This is a genomic window from Halanaerobium saccharolyticum, from assembly GCF_004362045.1.
In the GTDB taxonomy this organism is placed as follows: Bacteria; Bacillota; Halanaerobiia; order Halanaerobiales; family Halanaerobiaceae; genus Halanaerobium; species Halanaerobium saccharolyticum_C.
Genome location: NZ_SNWX01000008.1, coordinates 85,495 through 106,922 on the forward strand (window position 1 = coordinate 85,495; position 21,428 = coordinate 106,922).

The 21,428-nt window shown below is 33.6% G+C and carries 18 protein-coding genes; 15 read left to right on the plus strand and 3 right to left on the minus strand.

Going from position 1 to position 21,428, the window contains the following annotated elements:
* Positions 1-32: 32 nt before the first annotated feature.
* A complete protein-coding gene (locus DFR79_RS07055) occupies positions 33-1,298 on the minus strand; it encodes a DUF2225 domain-containing protein (RefSeq protein ID WP_133514797.1) in 1,266 nt (421 codons plus the stop codon).
* Positions 1,299-1,510: 212 nt separating this feature from the next.
* Here DFR79_RS07055 and DFR79_RS16095 point away from each other — a divergent pair, with 212 nt between their 5' ends.
* The 6 genes from DFR79_RS16095 to DFR79_RS07075 all read left to right on the plus strand — a co-directional run bounded on the left by DFR79_RS16095 (position 1,511) and on the right by DFR79_RS07075 (position 7,346).
* Positions 1,511-1,654 (plus strand): hypothetical protein, encoded by a 144-nt coding sequence (locus DFR79_RS16095; protein WP_166637998.1) that lies wholly within the window; start codon positions 1,511-1,513, stop codon positions 1,652-1,654.
* A 29-nt stretch (positions 1,655-1,683) separates the two neighbouring features.
* Positions 1,684-3,030 (plus strand): magnesium transporter, encoded by a 1,347-nt coding sequence (gene mgtE, locus DFR79_RS07060; protein WP_133514798.1) that lies wholly within the window; start codon positions 1,684-1,686, stop codon positions 3,028-3,030.
* Positions 3,031-3,188: 158 nt separating this feature from the next.
* Positions 3,189-4,340 carry a ribose-phosphate pyrophosphokinase gene (locus tag DFR79_RS07065; protein ID WP_133514799.1) on the plus strand — a complete coding sequence of 384 codons (1,152 nt, stop codon included), beginning with the start codon at positions 3,189-3,191 and terminating at the stop codon, positions 4,338-4,340.
* An 83-nt stretch (positions 4,341-4,423) separates the two neighbouring features.
* Positions 4,424-4,891, plus strand: coding sequence for an ADP-ribosylglycohydrolase family protein (locus DFR79_RS16325; protein ID WP_243727732.1), 468 nt, complete (start codon positions 4,424-4,426; stop codon positions 4,889-4,891).
* Between the two features lie 34 nt (positions 4,892-4,925).
* Complete coding sequence (locus DFR79_RS16330) at positions 4,926-5,267, plus strand: ADP-ribosylglycohydrolase family protein (RefSeq protein ID WP_243727733.1); 342 nt, start codon at positions 4,926-4,928, stop codon at positions 5,265-5,267.
* Between the two features lie 78 nt (positions 5,268-5,345).
* A complete protein-coding gene (locus tag DFR79_RS07075) occupies positions 5,346-7,346 on the plus strand; it encodes a diguanylate cyclase domain-containing protein (RefSeq protein WP_133514800.1) in 2,001 nt (666 codons plus the stop codon).
* Position 7,347: 1 nt separating this feature from the next.
* Here DFR79_RS07075 and DFR79_RS07080 read toward each other — a convergent pair whose 3' ends face one another.
* The gene (locus DFR79_RS07080) at positions 7,348-7,773 is read right to left on the minus strand and encodes a hypothetical protein (protein WP_133514801.1); all 426 of its coding nucleotides are present in this window, start codon (positions 7,771-7,773) and stop codon (positions 7,348-7,350) included.
* Positions 7,774-7,825: 52 nt separating this feature from the next.
* Complete coding sequence (locus DFR79_RS07085) at positions 7,826-8,731, minus strand: ArsR/SmtB family transcription factor (protein ID WP_133514802.1); 906 nt, start codon at positions 8,729-8,731, stop codon at positions 7,826-7,828.
* A gap of 501 nt (positions 8,732-9,232) precedes the next feature.
* On the opposite strand from DFR79_RS07085, the gene DFR79_RS07090 reads away from it, so the two are divergent.
* The 9 genes from DFR79_RS07090 to DFR79_RS07130 all read left to right on the plus strand — a co-directional run bounded on the left by DFR79_RS07090 (position 9,233) and on the right by DFR79_RS07130 (position 21,272).
* Positions 9,233-11,245, plus strand: coding sequence for an ABC transporter substrate-binding protein (locus DFR79_RS07090; protein WP_133514803.1), 2,013 nt, complete (start codon positions 9,233-9,235; stop codon positions 11,243-11,245).
* 142 nt (positions 11,246-11,387) lie between these two features.
* Positions 11,388-12,371: an ABC transporter permease gene (locus tag DFR79_RS07095; RefSeq protein ID WP_133514804.1), complete on the plus strand. Its 984-nt coding sequence runs from the start codon at positions 11,388-11,390 to the stop codon at positions 12,369-12,371.
* Between the two features lie 74 nt (positions 12,372-12,445).
* Positions 12,446-13,528: an ABC transporter permease subunit gene (locus DFR79_RS07100; protein ID WP_133514818.1), complete on the plus strand. Its 1,083-nt coding sequence runs from the start codon at positions 12,446-12,448 to the stop codon at positions 13,526-13,528.
* A 40-nt stretch (positions 13,529-13,568) separates the two neighbouring features.
* On the plus strand, positions 13,569-14,585 hold the full coding sequence (locus DFR79_RS07105) for an ABC transporter ATP-binding protein (RefSeq protein WP_133514805.1): 1,017 nt from the start codon (positions 13,569-13,571) through the stop codon (positions 14,583-14,585).
* Entirely contained in the window at positions 14,575-15,615 is a 1,041-nt protein-coding gene (locus DFR79_RS07110) for an ABC transporter ATP-binding protein (RefSeq protein WP_133514806.1), read from the plus strand. The genes DFR79_RS07105 and DFR79_RS07110 overlap by 11 nt, the downstream gene beginning before the upstream one ends.
* 25 nt (positions 15,616-15,640) lie before the next feature.
* Positions 15,641-17,149 (plus strand): alpha-N-arabinofuranosidase, encoded by a 1,509-nt coding sequence (locus DFR79_RS07115; RefSeq protein ID WP_133514807.1) that lies wholly within the window; start codon positions 15,641-15,643, stop codon positions 17,147-17,149.
* 96 nt (positions 17,150-17,245) lie between these two features.
* Positions 17,246-18,580, plus strand: a complete 1,335-nt coding sequence (locus DFR79_RS07120; protein ID WP_166637999.1) for a family 43 glycosylhydrolase — start codon at positions 17,246-17,248, stop codon at positions 18,578-18,580.
* Positions 18,581-18,596: 16 nt separating this feature from the next.
* Positions 18,597-20,081, plus strand: coding sequence for an alpha-N-arabinofuranosidase (locus tag DFR79_RS07125; RefSeq protein ID WP_133514809.1), 1,485 nt, complete (start codon positions 18,597-18,599; stop codon positions 20,079-20,081).
* Between the two features lie 18 nt (positions 20,082-20,099).
* A complete protein-coding gene (locus tag DFR79_RS07130; RefSeq protein WP_133514810.1) occupies positions 20,100-21,272 on the plus strand; it encodes a glycoside hydrolase family 43 protein in 1,173 nt (390 codons plus the stop codon).
* The last annotated feature ends 156 nt before the right edge of the window (positions 21,273-21,428 follow it).

Here is a 21,428-nt window from a genome sequence, read left to right on the forward strand (position 1 = left end):
ATCCGCACCTTAATTAACTTTTTATTTAAATTTTAGCTGTTTCTTTTTGCTTCTCTAATTTCTAAAAATAAATCTTTGGCTTTATTTCTCTGTCTGAGGCTAACTCGGTTGTCTCTGATTAGCTCATCCAGCAGTGGTAAAGCCTTGTCGCTTTTGTTGTGTTTGTGATATAAAACTGCCAGCAGTAGCGTAATATTATCACTTTCTGTTTTGGTACTGTTTGTATCTTCCTTAAAATAAAATTCTTCTAAATTTTTCAGAGCTTTTAAAGAAGCTTTTTCTGACAGATTAGTTTCTCCAAGATCTTCATAAATCCAGCTTAAATCACGCCAGATAAAAGCTTTTTTATCAGTATGATAATCTGTAAAATCATAGAGTTTTAAGGCCAGGTAATGAGCATCTAAAACTTGATTGATTGTCCTCAGCTCATCATATTCAATTTTAAAATCACTGCCCAGATCTTCACTAACATTTTTTTTGAAGTTATTTTTTATTTTTTTCATTCTTCTTTTCGAAAAATCATAAAAATCATTTCTTCTGGCTGTAAAAAGACAGCGGGGACAGGAGAGAACACTGTAATTATATAGATTAAAGTTTTTATAAAGAGGTCTTAAATCTGCTCTAATTTCTTCAATTCTTAATCTGGAGTTTCTTATTTTTTTAATTTCCATCTTTTGAAAACAGACAGGACATTCTATTTCTTTATCATAAAGATAATATTGATCTTCTTTAGCTGCTTTTTGATCATAAAAACTGTGGCCATTTAAATAAAAATCTGCTTGTTTTCTTATCTTAGCAGCTGCCTGATCAATAAACTTCCCCTTTTTCTTTGCGGCAATTTTTTCAGCAGCTAATGTTTTCTTGATTTCTTTTTCTGTTTCAATTTTTTTGTTTATTTTAGATATTGGAGTTAACTGCTCTTCGTTTCTGTTTTCTAATTTTTCTATATATAGGGAAAGACTATTAATCATTTTACTGGCAAAGCTATTATTTCTTTGCATAATTTTTCTGAGATCTGAGACTTTAAATTCCAGTGCTTTTGTATCTAGATATACTGCAGCCCGGGAACTGTATGTATTAGCAGTAAAAGCTGTTACACCAACAAAACTTCCGTTTTTTTGGCGCTGAATCTCTAATTCTTGTTCATTATCTTTAATATAGATTCTGATTAGTCCACTTAAAATGAAATATATTTTATCAGCTTTTTCTTGATAACTATAAAGTTCTGAACCAGTTTTAAATTCTTTTAAATTACTATATTTTGCTAATAAATCTTTAAAATTATTTTTTTCTGACACAACAACACAGCCCTTTCTTGATGATTATAAATTTAATAGTTAAAGCACTTTATATTATAACACAGATTCCATAATTTTCACAATTAGCTTTTAAAATCTTGTTATTTATAAATAATATCAGCTAAAGTGGTTTTTTTATTTTTATTTACTTTTATAAGTCTACAATTGCTGTTATAATTAAGTCTAGAGTCATTCTGGGCGGAGGTGATACTTTGTCAAATCTTTATTATTATTTAATAATGGGTCTTATAATAGGTTTTATTATTAATTATTTTGATTTCTCAGCTAAAACAGGTTTTATTACAGCAATAGTAATTGGAGCTTTAGCTGGAATATTAAGTACATACATTTTTTGAAATTACTTTTTGATAGAGGTGATTTAAGATTGGAAAAAATAGAGAATATAAAAAATGATATTAATGGTTATTTGAATAATGAGGAAAATGTAAAAGAAGAATGGATAGAAGAGAATCATCCGATAGATATTGCAGAAGCTCTTTCTGAACTGGATGCTTCAGAGGTAAATGAGTTTACAAAGTTATTAGAGACAGAAGATCTGGCAGATATCTTTGAGGAATCGGAAAAAGATCTCCAGATTGATATTTTAAAATGTAAAAGTTCAGAAGAGATAATTGAAATTTTTTCTCATATGGCTGCTGATGACATAACTGATATTTTAGGTCTTTTACCAATCCAAAAAAGAAAAGAACTATTGAGGCACATGAAACAGGATGATGCACTTGTAGTTAAAAATCTTCTGGGATATGATAGAGAATCTGCCGGTGGAATAATGACTACTGAGTATTTACTTTTAAACAAAAATTTGACAACCACTGAAGCTTTAAATAAAATAAAGAAAATCGCTCCTGATACAGAAATCATTGATACTATTTTTGTAGCAGATAATAATAAAAAATTGGTTGGGAGTGTTGATCTGAGAAATATTTTGAGTTCAGATGATGAGAAAAAACTGGAAGAATTAATGGATGATAATATTATTAAAGTTTCTGCAGATGTAGATCAGGAAATTGTTGCTCAACAGGTTGCAAAGTATGATCTGACAGTAATTCCTGTAATTAATAAGAGTGGAATTTTAATCGGAATTATTACAGTTGATGATATAATTGATGTTATTGAAGCAGAAAATACAGAGGATTTATATAAAATGCACGGGGTAGATGAAGAAGAAAGTTCAGATACAACTTTACTGCAGTCAATTAAAAGTCGGCTTCCCTGGATGTTTATTAATCTGGCTACTGCCTTTCTTGCTACTTTTACAGTTGCCTTATTTGAAGATGTTATTTCACAGGTTGTAGCCCTGGCTGCTGCAATGCCGATAGTAGCTGGAATGGGAGGGAATGCCGGGACTCAGACTCTTTCTATAGTTATTAGAGGAATTGCCCTGGGAGAAATTGATTTTAAGGATAACTGGACTCTTTTATTTAAAGAAGCGATGGTTGGAATTATTAATGGAGCAGCAACAGGTTTAGTAACAGGTTTAATTTTATATCTGATGTATGGAAATTATTATCTGGGATTGATTATCTTTTTAGCAATGATCTTAAATTTATTGATTGCAGGAATGTTTGGTTTTTTAATTCCCTTATTTCTGCAGTCGCTTGGTATTGATCCGGCCCTGGCTTCAGCAATATTTTTAACAACTGTAACAGATGTATTTGGATTTTTTGTATTTTTAGGTCTGGCCAGAGTATTTTTAGTTTATTTAATATAAGTTAAAACTTTTTTAATCTGGAATAATATATCAATGTGTGAATATAATTAATATATAAACTTTCATTAATTAAAGGGTAGAAAGAGGATATTTTACTTAAATCTTGAAATATTATTATGGACAAGAAAATAATATACAAATGAGGTGCTAAAACAAACGTGGAAGATCAAAAAATAACAAAGATACCATTTGGCCAATTGGGAATAATTGTACATGAGAGCTGTAAAGAATTAGGAAAAAAAGTTAATGAGTATATTGTTAAGCGAAGGAGAGAAGAATTTGCAAGCAGCTGCAGCGAATATCATGTAGAGGAAATCAAGGATTCTTACATTATTGATAATGACATAATTCGTTTTGCTAATGGGGAAGCAAAAGGGCATCTTAAAGAATCAATTCGGGGTAAGGATATCTATATTTTAGCTGACATCGGTAATTATAATGTTACCTATAATATGTTTGGTGTTGAAAATAGAATGAGTCCTGATGATCATTTTCAGGATATCAAACGACTGATTTCTGCTATTGCTGGTAAGGCCAGAAGAATTCATGTGATTATGCCTCTTTTATACGAAAGTCGTCAGGATAAAAGAAACAGCAGAGAATCTTTAGATTGTGCAATGGCATTACAGGAATTAGAAAATCTGGGTGTTGAAAATATTTTCACCTTTGATGCACATGAGACAAGAGTTCAGAATGCTATTCCACAGACTGGATTTGAAAGCCTGCATTCCACATATCAGATTATTAAAGCAATGAATAAAGTTAATGATCAGATCTGTTTTGATAAGGATGAGATGATGGTTATTTCTCCTGATACAGGAGCCATGGATAGAGCAATTTATTATGCCAGTGTTTTAGGTCTGGATGTTGGTTTATTTTATAAACGTAGAGATTATAAAAAGATAATTGATGGTAGAAACCCAATTATCCAGCATGAGTATATGGGAGCAGAAGTAGCGGGCAAGGATATTTTAATTGTTGATGATATGATAGCATCTGGGGGTTCAGTATTTGATATTGCCAGAGAGTTGAAAAAGAAAAATGCACGAAATGTATATGTAGCGGTATCTTTTACATTTTTTACAAATGGTATAGAAAAAATGAATGAGTACTATGAAAAAGGTTATATCTCCAAATTATTCTCAACTAATATGACCTATATTCCACAGAAATTTAAAGATGCAGAATGGTTTGAAGAAGTTGATATGTCTAAAATAATTTCACTGCTGATTGATACTGTAAATTATGATGATTCAGTCAGTCCACTTTTAGATGCAACCAATAAAATAAAAAAGATTGTAGGAAAATAAATTTTTAAAGAGAATAATCAGATGATTATTCTCTTTTTTTAAGGTTCTAAATTTTATCTTAACTTATATTAGAAATAAAGAAGGTGTTTATTATTAAATCGACTCCATCAGATAATCAAAAGTTAATGAAGAAGCTTGACAAAGAAATAAAAAATAAAGTTTTCGGCTCTTTTTTTGGTCTAATTGTAGGTGATGCTCTTGGAGCCTCAGTTGAGTCCAGAGAACGAGGTAGTTTTAAAGAAATTAAAGATATGAGCACCGGCGGCCCATATAATCTGGAGGCTGGTTACTGGACTGATGATAGTTCTATGGCACTCTGTCTGGCAGAAAGTTTAATCGAAAAGGGCTATGACGCTCATCATCAGATGCAGAAATATTTACAGTGGTATAAAAAAGGTTATTTAAGTTCTACAGGGGAGTGTTTTGGTGTTGGTTCGAATACAGCCAGTTCTCTCGAGTATTATGATGAAAATAATCAATTTCCACCAGTAAGTGAAAGAGCAGCAGGTAATGGTTCTTTAATGCGTCTGGCTCCTGCAGCAATTTATTAATGCCCGTATTGAAATAGATATTTTCAAAATTAAAGTGCTCAAAGACACAGCTGTAGATTTAAATCTGAATCAACAGGTTATTCAGGCTGTTAAAGGTGCTTTTAACAAAAAAAGAGATGAGATTAAATCAGATGGATTTGTAATTAATACTCTGGAGGCCAGTCTCTGGTCTTTTATAAACAGTGATTCTTTTGAGGAGGCAGTATTATTAGCTGTTAATCTGGGTTATGATACAGATACAACTGCTGCTGTAACCGGTCAGCTGGCAGGAGCTTATTATGGCTGTGCTGCTATTCCTGAAAAGTGGAAAACAGAACTTGCTAAATATGAAATTATAAAAGAAATTATTACAAAATTATATAATAATACTCAATAAAGAAGGCAATAGTTAATTTTTCTAGAATATAATATATAGAATTAATTTTAATAATACTATTTGTCTGAGGTGGTAGTCTTGGCTTTCGATACTTATCTGGAAACTGGTTTTACATATATATACTTAGCCGGGCTTATAATGTTCTGGCTGGGTTTCAGATTCTTATTTCACAAAGAAAAGAAAGAATATTTACTCTATTTCTCTTATTTCTGGACTTTTGCCATTGCTGCTACTGCTGCAGATATCTTATATTTTCATTTCCAAAATAATTTCTTTGTTTTACTAAATTCTATAATGCATCTTTTAGAAGCTGTTTTTTTAGTAAAAGCTGTATACAAGTATTTTAATCAAAAAACGGCTGATATCTGGTACAGCTTTTTAAAGGCCCTAGTTTTATTATCTGTACTGGGTTTCCTTTTTAGAAATCAGCTATTTATACTTGCACCAACTTTAGTATATCTCAGTTTTGCTTTTATTAAGTCAGGGATATTATTTTATAAATTAGCATTTAACCAGGTTTCAACATTTACCGCAGCTGTAAGCTCATTATTTGGGTTAAATCTTTTAGCAGCACCTTATTTAATGAGATTTAACTGGTTTAACCGCTATGGTATTTTTTTAAAAGGACTGCTGGGACTGCTGTTTGGAATCAGTTTATTTGCGGTTTATTACGAAGATCTGCAGTATAAATTAAAAATTAGAGAAAAACAATACCAAAAATTATTTGATCAGTCTCCTGCAGGGATGCTCCTGCTTGACAAAAAAGGGAAGATAATCCAGGTTAATAACTCTATCTGTGATTACACCGGCTACAGTAAAGAGGAGCTTGAGGGCCACAGTATGTTCGAAAATTTAGTGCCTGCTAAATTCAAAATAAGAGCCAGACAAAAAATTGGTGATATTTTAGAAAACCAGGACCAGGAATATATTATGGAAACTTATGATAAATTTAATAATAAAAAATTTTTTTTAATGAAAGAAACCAAATTTGTCCTGCCAGATTATACTAATTGTGTCTTAAGCATGAGAATTGACTATACAGATTATAAAAAACAGCAGCAGGAAATACAATATTTAAGTTATCATGATAATTTAACTGATTTATATAATCGAACTTTTATGGAGGAGGAAATGAAAAGACTGGATAGCAGTCGTCGACTTCCAATCTCAATTATTATGATTGATGTTAATGGTTTAAAGCTATTTAATGATACCTATGGTCATCAAAAGGGAGATCAGCTTTTAATAAGGACATCCGAAATATTAAAAGATTCTACTCGCAGTGAAGATATTGTTGCCCGCTGGGCAGGTGATGAATTTGTAATTTTACTCCCCGGAACAAATAAAAAAGAAATGGAGAAGATAATTAGAAGAATAGAAAATAACTGTATTAAGACCGAAGATGAAGAAACGGTTATTTCTCTTGCAGTAGGAGCAGCAGTTAAAGAAAAATGTGAAGAAAATATATTTAATGTTTTTGATCAGGCAGATAAAGAAATGTATAAACAAAAAATGTCTAAAAGTAGAGAGGCTAAGAAAAAACTTGTGGAAAATATATTAGTTAATCTGGAAAACAAAAGCACTGAGAATAAGGATCATCTGCAGCGAATGAAAAGAACAGCAGCTGAATTTGCCGATTACCTAGATTTAAAAAAAGATGAAAAAGAAAGATTGAAAATTTTAGCTGAACTTCATGACCTGGGAAAGATAAATATTGCAGAAGAGGTACTAAAAAAAGAGGAAAGCTTAAATATAAAAGAATGGGAAAAGATCAAAGAACACTCTGACCAGGGATATAAAATTGCAGCTGCTTCAAAAGAATTTGCATTTATTGCAAAAGAGATACTGCATCATCATGAACGCTGGGATGGTAATGGTTATCCTGCTGCCTTAAAAAAAGAAGAGATTCCCCTTTTAGCAAGAATCATCTCCTTAATAGATGCATATGATGTGATGAGAAATAAAAATATTTACAAGAATAAAATGACAAAAAAAGAAGCAGTCAGAGAACTGCAGAGCTGTAGTGGGTCTCAATTTGATCCAGAATTAACGGATAAATTTATCGACTTTATCAGTTAAATTAAATATTATAATCAATTTTTTCTGCATATATTTTACCAAGATAGGGTAAGAGAATAATTTGAGCTCCGATTAAGCCGGTACCCTTTTGATGTTGATCCATAGCCAGTAAAAGCAAAAAGTGTTCTATAAATCCATAACCAACCAGACCAACAAAGATCCCTGCTAAATATACAAAAATATTTAAAAAATACCAGAGATATTTGGGCATCCGATAACGATATTTATTAAACCACATTTTTAAATTATGGATTCCCCAGAAAGAAGAAGCAAAAAAGAAAGAAGAAATAACAGCTGTAATAATAATAGCAATTTTAGAAAAAGAAAGTAAAAAAGCAGCAATAACTCCCACAAAAAAACCAATAATGCCGTAAATTGTTGCTTTTCTACCTAATTTGATAATAAACTGATCCTGATTATACATCATCTTGCTTTTACACCTCAATTACAAGTATTCTATTCTAAATGGTCTTTTAAATTTAATTGTAAATTAAACGAACATAAATACTTTGATTATAATTACCAAAGTTGTCACCAAAGATGGTTAAACCACCTTTGTTTTCAGCTTTTTCTGGTATAGCCATTTTAAATTTATAATTACTTTTATGGTCAAGTTTAAGTTGATCAATTGTTACCTCTGAAATCTTAGATCCATCAATAAAAGTTCCATATTTGTTCACTGATAGCAATTTTAATAATCCATATTGATTCCAGTTAGGATACCACCAGGAAGGTGTAAAAATACCTTTAGTTTCCCCAAAATCCCCCGGACTTGTCCAGCTTCCTACTTCCACATCATTAAGATAAAAGAAAATATCAGAAGGCCAGTCATTACAGACTCCAGGAGCTTCCGAACTTATTTCCATAGAAATTTGTATCTCACTTAAATTCTGTCCCGGTTTTAGATAATTGGGCAGTCTATATTCTATAAAACCTTTAGTAAACCATAAAATTTGACTGTTTATTCTTTCTGGATCTGCAAAAAAACTGGGATCATCTACTTCTCCTATAATATGATCCTTATTTGCCAGCCCACAGGTTGGATAGACTTCATAGTCAGAAAAATGACCAATTGCTATCTCTGATTCATAAAATTTTTCTTCAGTCTGTTTTTTTAAGTCAAAAATTAGTTTATCCTCATGGAGATAGCATAATTTCTGGTTACCTCTGGCTGCTGATTCAGTTGATACTTTAATTAAACCACATTCTTCTAATTTTTTAACATGAGAAGTAATTGCCCCATTAGTCAGCCCCAGTTTTTTAGCCAGTTCATTCATATTAAGCTGATGATATTCTGATAAAAGTTCCAGAATTTTAATTCTAGATTCTGAACTTAAAGCTTTAAAAGTTTTTAATCCATCTCTTAAATTGTCAATTAAAATCAAACTTCTCCCCCCAAACTTTATTTATTTTAGTCAATTATAAAACAAAACCCAAAAAAAATCAAATTTAATGTCATTTTTAAGTCATTTATTTAATTTATATTTAGCAATAGAAGTTATTATTTAATTTTATAGTTCAAAAAAAAAGAAAATATAGTACTATATTCCAGGCTCAACCCGGAATTATTAAAATAATTAGATAATTTATGTAAATTTATTTGACATTAATCTAAAATTTATGCTATACTTTTAGTGAAAATTAAAGAACTAAAGTAACTACTCAACTTTTAAATGCTAAAAAGGCCTGATAAAAGATGTTATCTGGTAATATTAGTTAAAATTACTTATTGTTCTTTAATCAACACTAAAACAAATTGCTTATAACCTTATAATTTTACCTAACGAGCAAAAATAATTCAGCTGGAGGTGGATAAGAACTTAAAAACTCTTAAATCGACTATAAATATCTTGTATTAACAAACCAATTATAAGGGAGAGGAAAAAATGAAAAAAATAACTAAAATATTTTTTCTAACAATTTTAATGTTAAGTATATCAATAACTGCTTTTGCTGGTGCTGGAGAAAAGGCAGCTAAAGATCCTGCTTCTGGTATTATTCCATTTTCCGAATCAGGAATTACAGAATTTAACGAAGCACCTATGTTGAAAAAGCGTGTTGAAGCTGGAGAATTACCACCAGTAGAAGAAAGATTACCTAAAAACCCAGTTGTGGTTCAGCCAGAAGAGTCAATTGGTAAATATGGTGGCAGTATGACATTTACTCAGTTTGGACCTGATGGACTGGGAGTCAATGGTCATACATTAGTGGAAACTCCCCTCTTAAAAAATAGAGATTATGATAATTTAATGACAATTCCTAACTTTGCTAAAGATTGGGAATATAGTAATGGAGGTAAAACATTTACTCTTTACTTAAGAGAAGGAGTAAAATGGTCAGATGGAAATGAGTTAACAAGTGAAGATGTTATGTTCTGGTACAATGATATCCTTTTAAATGAAACTTTAACAACAGCAGTTCCGATTACTTTCCGTCCCGGTGGAGAAATTATGGAAGTAAATCCTATTGATGATTACACAATAGAATTTAATTTTGCAATTCCCTATTATACCTTCCACGAAAATATGGATTCAACCTGGTATGCAGGATTAGAATTCTTTCCACCTTCTCACTATATGAAAAAATTTCATCCTAAATATAATGAAAATGCGAAAAAATTAGCCAAGGAAGCAGGTTTTGGAAGCTGGGTTCAGTACTTTAATAATAGATTGTCCTGGGAGTTTTTTAACCCTAAACCAGTTGGTAGACCAGTTTTATCAGCCTGGGTTGTAAAAAAGGTGACACCTACCGGAAGAATTTATGAACGTAATCCATATTACTTTAAAGTTGACCCAGAAGGAAATCAGCTGCCCTATATTGATGAACAGAGAACAGTATCTACTCCCGATGCACAGGCGAGGTTAATGAATGTTTTATCTGGAGAAATTGATTATATTAGTTCATTTTTATCTTTTGCTGATTATCCGACAATTAAAGCAAGTGAAGAAGATGGAAATTACAATGCCTGGATTGGTGACTCTTTATGGGCCAGTCGGGTAACATTTTCTGTCCAGCAGCAGCCTGTGAATGCTAAGGATATGTGGGAAATTTTAGGTGATGTCAGGTTCCGCAAAGCACTATCTTATGCACTTGATCGGACAGAAATTAAAAATCTTGTTTTTATGGGACAGGGTGAAGAAAGACAGTTAACCTACCATCCCGGTACAGTTGCTGATGAAGCCTATAAGGAAGAATGGGCTACAGCTTATACTGAATATAATCCTGAAAAAGCAAAAGCTTTACTTGATGAAATGGGTGTAGTTGACCAGAATGGTGATGGCTGGAGAGATAAACCAAATGGTGACGATCTTTTATTACAGCTTTTAGCTAATTCAAGTCGTAGTGTTGCTATGTCAACTGCAGAAATGGCCAAAGGATTCTGGAATGATATTGGAATTAATGTTAATATGGATTCTGTAGAAGAGGGATTATTCTTTACTGAAATCTGGGAAGGAAGAACTCAAATTTCTACAACCTTTATGACAGGTTCCTTACCTCCCTGGGATCAATATGTACCAGCAGAAGACACATATAATGCTTATGGAAACTGGTTCCTTGATTATAATCCTTATACCCAGACTAGAATTCCTGAGTCTGAAATACCAGAAGCAAGACAGAAATTAGCTATTAAACCACCTCAGGAAATCATTGACTGGTATACTGCTGGACATACAGTAGATCATGTTAATGAAGAAGAAAGAACTAAATTATACAGAGAAGTTGGTAGTTATGTGCATGAATATCTGCCATCTATAGGAACAGTTGGTATGGCAGGACATGTTGGAGTTTCAAAAAATGGACTTCTTAATCTGAGAAAAGTGGGAGATAACCCCAGTGTTGGTGCAACCAGAAATGCCTATGTAGAACAGTTCTACTGGGAAAATCCTTCAGAACATTAATTTGGTGTTTATTAGCTAGTTTTATTTAAATAAATATCATTAAATTGTCAGGTACCTGATAGACGGTACCTGACAATTTTAAATAACTATAAAAAATGACTTTTTAATTATATTATCTTATATTGTTAAGGGAGGGAAAATATTGTTAAATTTTATTTTGAGAAGAACGTTAATTATTATCCCGATGATAATTTTAATTTCCATGATTTCTTTTTTGATAATTACTCTTCCACCAGGAAGTTATATAGATTCTTATCTGGCTAATTTACAGCAGATGGGGGGAGAAGTTGAACAGAGTAGAGCGGACACAATCAAAGAACGATATGGTTTAAATGATCCTATTTATTTACAGTACTGGAAATGGGTTAAAGGATTCCCTCGTGGTGATTTTGGGATGGCCTTTAGTGAAGAAAGACCAGTTATAAATATTATTCAGGAAAGAATTGGATATACAATTTTAATTTCATCTTTAACTCTTTTATTTACCTGGGTTTTATCGATTCCCATTGGTATTTATTCGGCAGTAAAACAATATTCCTTTGGTGATTATGCATTTACTTTTTTTGGTTTTCTGGGAGTCTCAATCCCTAATTTTTTACTGGCAATTATTATAATGTTTGTTGGGTTAAGATTTTTTGGTATAAATTTATCTGGTTTAATGCCGGTTCAATATATGGGAGAACCCTGGGGTCTGTCAAAAATTCTTGCTGTTTTACAGAGAATCTGGGTACCGGTTGTTGTAGTCGGTACAGCAGGTATGGCAGGGTTAATTAGGATTATGAGAGCAGAAATGCTTGATCAGCTCCGACAGCCATATATTCAAATGGCCAGATCAAAAGGAGTTGACGAAATTAAAGTTATTATCAAGTATGCTGCCAGAATAGCTGTTAATCCATTAATCAGTACAATTGGCTGGCTTTTACCTCAAATTATTTCGGGTGGAACAATAGCTGGTATTGTGTTAGGGCTTCCTACTTTAGGACCTAAACTTTATGATGCTCTTAAAATTCAGGATATGTATTTAGCAGGTACTATAATTTTCTTTAATATTGTTTTGATTTTGATTGGTACACTTTTATCAGATATTTTGCTTGCTCTGGTAGATCCGCGAATCCGTTATGATTGATCTAATGAAGGGAGGATATTTAATTGAAAAATAATTCTAGTGAAAGTAAAATAACTAAAGATGAAGATATTGTAATGAGTAATCCTTTTAAAGCAAAGTCTCACTGGCAGCTGATGTGGGAAGAATTTAAAAACCATAAACTGGCAATGGGCGGAATAATTGTTTTAATTCTTTTATATGTTAGTGCACTTTTTGCCGGTTTTTTGACACCCTATGATCCAAATGAAAGATTTTCTAAATTCCCAAATATTGCTCCAATGCAGATTAATATATTTGATGATAATGGACTAACTGCTCCATATGTTCATCCAATTGTAGGGAAAAGAAATATGGAAACACTGGCAATGGAATATACTGTTGATCAAAGCCAGCAAATTCCTGTTAATTTTCTATATAAATCAGATGATACATACAATTTTTTAGGTTTATTTAAAACAAATCTTAAATTATTTGGTTCTGATGAAACTCAAATTTTTCTGTTTGGAACTGATGGACTGGGTAGAGATATTTTTACCAGAACTATTCATGGTGCCCGTTTATCTTTAACAGTTGGACTTGTTGGTATTGCAGTAAGTCTTGTTCTGGGACTATTTTTTGGAGGCATTTCCGGTTATCTGGGCGGAATGGTTGATAACTTTATTCAAAGAGTGATAGAGTTTACCCTTGCAATTCCGAAAATACCGCTCTGGATGGGACTTGGAGCTGCTTTACCTCAGGACTGGTCTGTGATTCAGGTTTATTTTGCAATTACAGTCATTTTATCACTTACTGGATGGGTCAGTATGGCTCGGGTTTTACGCGGCCAAATTTTATCATTAAAAGAAGAAGACTTTGTGAAGGCAGCAAGAGCTGCTGGTGCCAAAAGTGGTAGAATTATTAGTAAACATTTAATACCTAATTGTATGAGTTATATTCTGGTTAATCTGACACTTGCGATCCCGGGAATGATTATTGGTGAAACAGCACTGAGTTTCCTTGGTTTAGGACTTAAGGCTCCTGCAGTTAGCTGGGGTGTACTTCTTCAGGAGGCTCAGAATGTGAGAGCTGTTGCTCAGTATCCATGGTATTTTATTCCGGGAGTGTTTGTTATCGTAGCTGTACTGGCATTTAACTTTGTTGGTGATGGATTAAGAGATGCTGCAGATCCTTATCATTAATACTGAAGAAATATTGCAGATAAAGGCGGGTTAAATAATTATGAAAAATAAAGATAAATTGCTGGAAGTAAAGAATTTAAGAACTTATTTTGATACGAGAAGAGGACTTGCCAAAGCAGTTGATGGAGTTAGCTTTGATGTTTATAAAGGTGAAACTCTGGGGATTGTGGGCGAAAGTGGATGTGGAAAAAGTATTACTTCACTTTCTATTTTAAATCTAGTTCCTCAACCTAAAGGAAAAATTTATGGAGGCGAAATTCTGCTTCATCGCGATAATGATGAGGTTATTGATATTGCAAAATTAAAACGGACAGGAAAAAAGATGAAAGATATCAGACGTAAAGATACGGCCATGATTTTTCAGGATCCAATGTCCTCTTTAAGTCCTGTTTATACAGTTGGTTCTCAGATAATGGAGGGCATTATGCTCAGCCATGATGTCAATAAGTCGGAAGCTAGAGAAAGGGCAATAGAAATGCTGCGCAAAGTTGGTATTTCTCCGGCTGAGCAGAGAATCAATGATTACCCCTATCAATTAAGTGGAGGAATGAATCAGAGAGCAATGATAGCTGTTGCTTTATCTTCTAATCCGAGTTTGTTAATAGCGGATGAGCCGACTACTGCCCTTGATGTGACAGTTGAAGCTCAGATTTTAGAATTGATGGAAGATCTACAGCAGGAGTATAAGATGTCAATTATGTTTATCTCTCATGACCTGGACGTAATTGGAGAGATTTCTGATCGAGTTGTGGTGATGTATACAGGTAAAGTTGTAGAAGTAGCAGAGGTAGAAGATTTATTCTATAATCCTTCTCATCCTTATACTCAGGGACTACTGCAGTCAATACCAAAAATTGGCCGCAAAAAGGAATTGAAGCCAATAAGTGGGTCTGTACCTCAGATCTATAATTTACCTGATGCCTGTCATTTTGCACCTCGCTGCCCTCATAAAATGGATATCTGTACTAAAAAAGAACCTCCTGTCTTTGATGTAGGAGAAGGTCATCAGTCTAAATGCTGGCTTTATGAGGAAGGAGGTAAGAGAAATGAAGGATGAAGAACTGATTTTAAAAGTTAAAGATTTAAAAAAATATTTTCCGGTAAAACAGGGTGTTTTTAGAAAAGTAGTGGGTCAGGTTAAAGCAGTTGATGGAGTTAGTTTTTCTCTCAAAGAAGGCGAAACACTGGGGCTGGTGGGAGAATCAGGCTGTGGAAAATCAACTACAGGAGAAACATTAATGAAGTTAATTGAACCAACTGCCGGAACAATTGAATATAAAAATGAAGAAGGAAACTGGAGAGATTTGACGAAAATAGATGAAGAGGAATTTTATTCATACAAAAAAGATATTCAGATGATTTTTCAGGATCCAATGTCTTCTTTAAACCCCAGAATGTCAGTTAGAGATATTATTGTTGAACCTCTGGAGATTCATGGAATTGGTACTAAAGAGTCCAGAACTGAAACTGCAAAAAAATTACTGGATCAGGTTGGATTAAGTGAGTTTTTCTTAAACCGCTATCCCCACGAATTTAGTGGTGGTCAGCGTCAGAGAATTGGTATCGCCAGAGCTTTAACATTAGAGCCAAGAATTATTGTCTGTGATGAGCCGGTTTCTGCTCTTGATGTTTCAGTACAGGCTCAGATTTTAAATATTCTGGAAGAGCTGCAGGATAGAATGGGTTTAACCTATATATTTATTGCTCATAATTTGAGTGTTGTAGAACATATAAGTGATCGAATTATGGTAATGTATCTGGGTAAAATTGTAGAAATTGCCTCTGCTGATGATTTATATGATAAACCACTACATCCTTATACAGAAATCCTTCTAAAATCAATTCCAGAAGGTGATCCAAAATCAAAGAAAAAAAGAGGTAAAATAGATGGGATAGTTCCTGATCCTTCTGATCCTCCCAGCGGCTGTAATCTACATCCCCGCTGTCCTTATGCTCAGGAGATATGCAGCGAAGAAGAACCTCCACTGGAGTTAATTAATGAAGAAAAAGAACAATTTTCTGCCTGTCATTTTGCGAAAGAACTAAATTTAGCAGGCTATAATGATCTGGTTGAGCAAAAAGCATAATCTATTAAAGAAAAGGAGACTAATGATGACTAAAAAAAATGCAAAAGTATATTTAGATCGTAATTTTACAGTAAGTGAGGTAGACGAAAGAATTTTTGGATCATTTATTGAGCATCTTGGTAGAGCTGTCTATACAGGTATTTATCAGCCTGATCATCCAACAGCTGACGAAAATGGCTTTAGGGAAGATGTTTTAGAGTTAATTAAGGAAATTGATCCTCCAATTATTCGCTATCCAGGTGGAAACTTTGTTTCTGGTTATAACTGGGAAGATGGAGTAGGACCTGTGGAAGAACGCCCCAATAGACTGGAGCTTGCCTGGAGAACAGTGGAAACTAATGAAGTTGGAACAAATGAATTTATGCAGTGGGCAGAAAAAGCAGGGACTGAGGTTATGATGGCGGTTAACCTGGGTACCAGAGGAATTGATGCTGCCCGTAATTATCTGGAATACTGCAACCATCCCGGTGGCAGTTATTACAGTGATTTACGCAAAGAACATGGTAGAGAAGAACCATATAATATTAAAACCTGGTGTCTGGGAAATGAAATGGATGGACCCTGGCAGATTGGTCACAAAACTGCCGATGAATATGGACGCCTCGCATTAGAAACTGCCAAGGTTATGAAGGGACTTGACCCGGAAATTGAATTAGTTGTTTCTGGAAGTTCCAACCGTCAGATGCCTACTTTTGGGCAGTGGGAAGCAGCGGTACTGGAACATGCTTATGAACATGTTGATTATATCTCTCTACATCAGTATTTCCGCAATGATGAAAATGATATTAAAAACTTCCTGGCTCAAACAGAAAGCCTTGATGATTTTATTCATTCAGTAGTTGCGATCTGTGATTATGTTAAAGCTAAGAAAAACAGCGATAAGAAGATAAATTTATCATTTGACGAGTGGAATGTCTGGTATCATTCTGATGAAGTTGATAAAAAGCGTGAACCATGGCAGGTGGCACCTCCACAGTTAGAAGACATTTATAACTTTGAAGATGCTTTAGTTGTTGGACTGACTTTAATAACTCTGCTCAAACATGCTGATCGGGTTAAAATTGCCAATCAAGCTCAATTAGTGAATGTAATTGCTCCCATCATGACTAATGAAGATGGAGGGGCCTGGAGACAGACTATTTTCTATCCCTATTATCATGCTTCAAAGTTTGGTAGAGGTACTGTTTTAGACAGCAGAGTTTCTTCTCCAACCTATGACAGTAAAGATTTTAAAGAAGTTGATCTTTTAGAACAGGTTACTGTATTTAATGAAGAAAAGGAAGAATTAACGATATTTGCTGTTAATAGAGATACTGAATCAGTCTTAGAATTAGATAGTGAATTAAATGGCTTTGAGGATTATAAGGTTCTTGAACATCTTGTTTTAGAAAATGATGATCTCAAAGCAGTAAATAGTGAAGAAAACCCTGACAATGTTAAACCACATAATAATGGTAACGCTGAAATTAATGGATCAAGCTTAACAGCTGAACTTCCTGAGTTATCCTGGAATGTTATCAGATTATCTAAATAAATAATAAAATATAAAAGGTTATCAGGGTTTTATACAGAAATAATATAATAACTCTGATAACCTATTTTATTATTTAATGCTTGGGAGGTAAAAATGATGGAAAAAAAATTGTTCAGTCTAAATAGAAATATAACAGGTAATCTTAAGGCACATGATCCAGCTTTAGTAAAAGAAAACAATAAATGGTGGTTATTTCACACCGGTAAAGGTTTTGGTATCAAATCATCTCAGGATGGTTTGAACTGGAAAAAAGAAGCTCCTATTTTAGAGGAACCACTCGCCTGGTGGAGTGATTATGTACCACATTTTGATAGAGATAATGATATCTGGGCCCCAGATTTAGAATTTTTTAATGATAAGTGGTGGCTTTATTACTCTGTCTCAGAATTTGGAACAAATAACTCAGTCATTGGATTACTTTCTGCAGATAGTATAGAAGAGGGAAACTGGAAAGATGAAGGCCTTGTAATTACGTCTTCAGATGGCAAAAAATTTAATACAATTGACCCCTGTATTTTTATAGATGCAGAAGATAACCCCTGGCTGGTTTTTGGTTCCTGGTTTGATGGAATAAAATTAGCAGAAATTGATCAGAAAACTATGAAATTAAAAGGTGAAATCCATTCTCTAGCCTCACGCAGGGTAGGAGATAGGGCTGCAGGAGTTGAAGCCCCTACCTTAACTTATAAAGATGGATATTATTATCTTTTTACATCGATTGATCACTGCTGCAGAGGAAAAAAAAGTGACTATAAAATAGTCTATGGCCGCTCAAAATATATTGAAGGTCCTTATCTTGATAAAAATGGAATTGATTTATTAAATGGTGGGGGAACAGTTTTAACTGCCAGTGATGAAAAATATGTCGGTCATGGTGGTCAGGATATTTATAATAATCAATTATTAATCCATCATGCCTACAGCAGAAAAAATGGAGAATATAGATTTTTTATAAAAGATTTAAAATGGGAAAATAACTGGCCAGAATTAAAAGAAACAGATAATTATTTTAAAGGATATTATAAAATTATAAATTCTGCCAGAAATAAAATTGTTAGTGTTGAAGATTCTAAAACTGAATCCAGGGCTAAAATGGTGGCCAGGAACGATAATGACTTTGATTCGCAAAAATGGATGATTTATCCTGTTGACAGTACTTTTTATAGAATCGAAAATAAAAACAGTCTTCTATATCTAGAAGTACAGGATGCTTTAAAAACCGAAGCTGCTGTAGTTCAGCAGTGGAGCAATTCTTCTCATCCCTGTCAGGAGTGGGAAATAACAGCCGTAAATAATGATGAATTTAAAATTATAAATAGAAATAGTCAAAAAGCTTTAACTTTAAATGAAGATAATAATTTAATTCAGCGAGAAGATAAAGATAAAAAAGAACAAAAATGGCAGCTTGAATGGCTGCAGAAAAAAGACTAATTTAGGAGGATTTTAAATGAATAAGTTAAGTATAAATCTTGATCAAAAAAAAGAAAAAATTAATAAGAATATATATGGACATTTTGCCGAACATTTGGGCAGATGTATTTATGAAGGATTCTGGGTTGGAGAAGATTCTGAGATACCAAATCAAAATGGGATCAGAACTGATGTAGTGGAAGCTCTTAAAAAGATTGAGATTCCTGTTTTAAGATGGCCTGGAGGCTGTTTTGCTGATGAATATCACTGGAAAGATGGAATAGGTCCCAGAGAAGATAGAGTTAAGATGGTAAATACTCACTGGGGGGGAGTAACTGAAAATAATCATTTTGGGACCCATGAGTTTATGCAGCTCTGTGAACTTTTAGATGCAGAGCCCTATATTTCTGGGAATGTTGGTAGTGGTACAATTAGAGAGATGCAGGAATGGGTAGATTACATAACTTTTGCAGGAGAGTCTCCAATGGCTGACTGGAGAAAAGAAAATGGTAGAGAAGAACCCTGGCCTTTAAAGTACTTTGGTGTCGGAAATGAGAACTGGGGCTGTGGAGGTAATATGCGACCTGAATATTATGCTGATCAGTATCGCAATTATCAAACTTATGTCCGTGATCACGGTGATAATGAAATCTTTAAAATTGCCTGTGGTGCAAATGTTGATGATTACAACTGGACAGAAGTTCTAATGAAAAATGCTGCCCGTCAAATGGATGGTTTGAGCTTGCATTATTATACAATTCCGGGAGAATTCTGGGAAGGTAAAGGCTCTTCAACTGATTTTAAAGAAGATGAATGGTTTATTACCTTAAAAAAGGCACTAAAAATGGATGAACTAATTAGTAAACATGGAACAATTATGGATCAGTATGATCCGGAAAAAAGAATTGCCATGATTGTTGATGAGTGGGGTGCCTGGTATGATGTTGAACCGGGAACAAATCCAGGCTTTTTATATCAGCAGAATACCTTAAGAGATGCCCTGATTGCTGGAATCACCTTAAATATTTTTAATCAGCATGCTGATCGGGTTAAAATGGCAAATATTGCTCAGACTGCTAATGTACTGCAGGCAATGGTTTTAACTGATGGAGCAGATATGATTTTAACTCCAAGTTACCATGTATTCGAAATGTATAAAGTTCATCAGGATGCTGAGCTGCTTCATATTGATTTAAACAGTGAAAATTATAAATATGAGGAACAGGAAATACCTGCTTTAAATGCCTCTGCTTCAGTTAATGAAAATGGCGAAGTAAATATTACTGTATGTAATTTAAATCCTGAAAAAGATATTCATTTAGAGAGCAAACTATTTGCTCAAAACTTTGATCTAAGTGAAATAACAGGTAGAGTACTTACAGCTGATAAATTAAATGCACATAACAGTTTTGATAATCCTGATAATGTTGAACCTGCTGTCTTAGAAGATCTTGAATTAGATAGCAACAATCTTAAGGTTACTCTACCTGCGGCATCTGTTACTCTTATTACTTTAAAATAAATGGAGGCATTTTTAAAAATGAACAATAATTATACTGAAAAAATAAATAAAATTGAAGAAATTAAGTTATCCACTTCTGATATTAATAGTATCGAATTACCCGATAAAATAAAAATCTGTCTTGATGACAAGTACAGTTATCGCGGGGTTGAATGGGAAAAAGTTGATCTTGAAAAACTCAAAAAAGAAGGACAAGTTAGTGTTAATGGCAAAATAAAAGAAGTTAATTATCCAGAACCTCTGGTTGAACAGAGAGCTGATCCATATATTTACAAACACAGTGATGGTTATTATTATTTTACAGGTTCATATCCAGAATATGACCGTATTGTTTTAAGAAGAGCCAAAACCATTTCCGATCTTAAAGATGCAGAAGAAGTTGTTATCTGGGAAAAATATCAAAAGGGAGAAATGAGCAAACATATCTGGGCTCCTGAACTACATTTTATTGATGGTAACTGGTATATTTATTTTGCAGCAGGTAGAGAAGATGATGTCTGGGCAATTAGACCTTATGTGCTTGAATGTGAAGCAGATAATCCACTTACTGGTGACTGGACTGAAAAAGGTGAAGTAAATATTGAATTTGAAAGCTTTAGTCTTGATGCAACTACATTTGAACATCAGGGTAAAAGATATTTAATCTGGGCTCAAAAAGTTGCAGATAATACTATTTCCAATCTATACATAGCCGAAATGGAAAATCCCTGGACAATTAAAGAACAGCATTTATTATCAGAACCGAAATATGACTGGGAAGTGATCGGTTTTGATGTAAATGAGGGTCCGGCCGTTATTAAGCGCGGCGGTAAAATATTTGTTGCTTATTCAGCCAGTGAAACCGGTCATCATTACTGTATGGGACTTTTAAGTGCTGATCAGGATAGTAATTTACTTGAACGTGATTCCTGGCAGAAGAGTGAAGAACCTGTATTTGTAACTTCAGACGAAACCTCATTATATGGACCGGGTCACAACTCGTTTACTAAGACTGAAGATGGGGTAACTGATCTTTTAGTCTATCACGCCAGACCTTATAAAGAAATAGAGGGGAATCCTCTTTATGACCACAATCGTCATGGTAGAATCCAGGAACTTTTCTGGGATCAAAATGGAGAACCATATTTTGCCTATCCCGGTTTAAAAGTGGATGTTGACCAGGAAGTTGAAGCTGAAATAATATTAGAATAAATTATTTTAGAAAGTCAGACTTTTAATAGTCTGGCTTTCTTGCTAGTTTGCCTGGCATGAATATTTGCTAATCAGTGAAAGTCTGATGTGGGGGTTAATAGTGCCAACCGCTAGCTGAAGACAAGGGTGTCCATCGCGAGGTGGAATCTGAAGGAA

Bases quoted from the DNA above. Each gene is read 5' to 3' on its own strand.
- DFR79_RS07080 (WP_133514801.1), bottom strand. From the start codon at position 7,773: ATGATGTATAATCAGGATCAGTTTATTATCAAATTAGGTAGAAAAGCA.
- DFR79_RS07100 (WP_133514818.1), top strand. From the start codon at position 12,446: ATGAGTAATCCTTTTAAAGCAAAGTCTCACTGGCAGCTGATGTGGGAA.
- DFR79_RS07130 (WP_133514810.1), top strand. From the start codon at position 20,100: ATGAACAATAATTATACTGAAAAAATAAATAAAATTGAAGAAATTAAG.
- DFR79_RS07115 (WP_133514807.1), top strand. From the start codon at position 15,641: ATGACTAAAAAAAATGCAAAAGTATATTTAGATCGTAATTTTACAGTA.
- DFR79_RS07125 (WP_133514809.1), top strand. From the start codon at position 18,597: ATGAATAAGTTAAGTATAAATCTTGATCAAAAAAAAGAAAAAATTAAT.
- DFR79_RS07090 (WP_133514803.1), top strand. From the start codon at position 9,233: ATGAAAAAAATAACTAAAATATTTTTTCTAACAATTTTAATGTTAAGT.
- DFR79_RS07110 (WP_133514806.1), top strand. From the start codon at position 14,575: ATGAAGGATGAAGAACTGATTTTAAAAGTTAAAGATTTAAAAAAATAT.
- DFR79_RS07120 (WP_166637999.1), top strand. From the start codon at position 17,246: ATGGAAAAAAAATTGTTCAGTCTAAATAGAAATATAACAGGTAATCTT.
- DFR79_RS07105 (WP_133514805.1), top strand. From the start codon at position 13,569: ATGAAAAATAAAGATAAATTGCTGGAAGTAAAGAATTTAAGAACTTAT.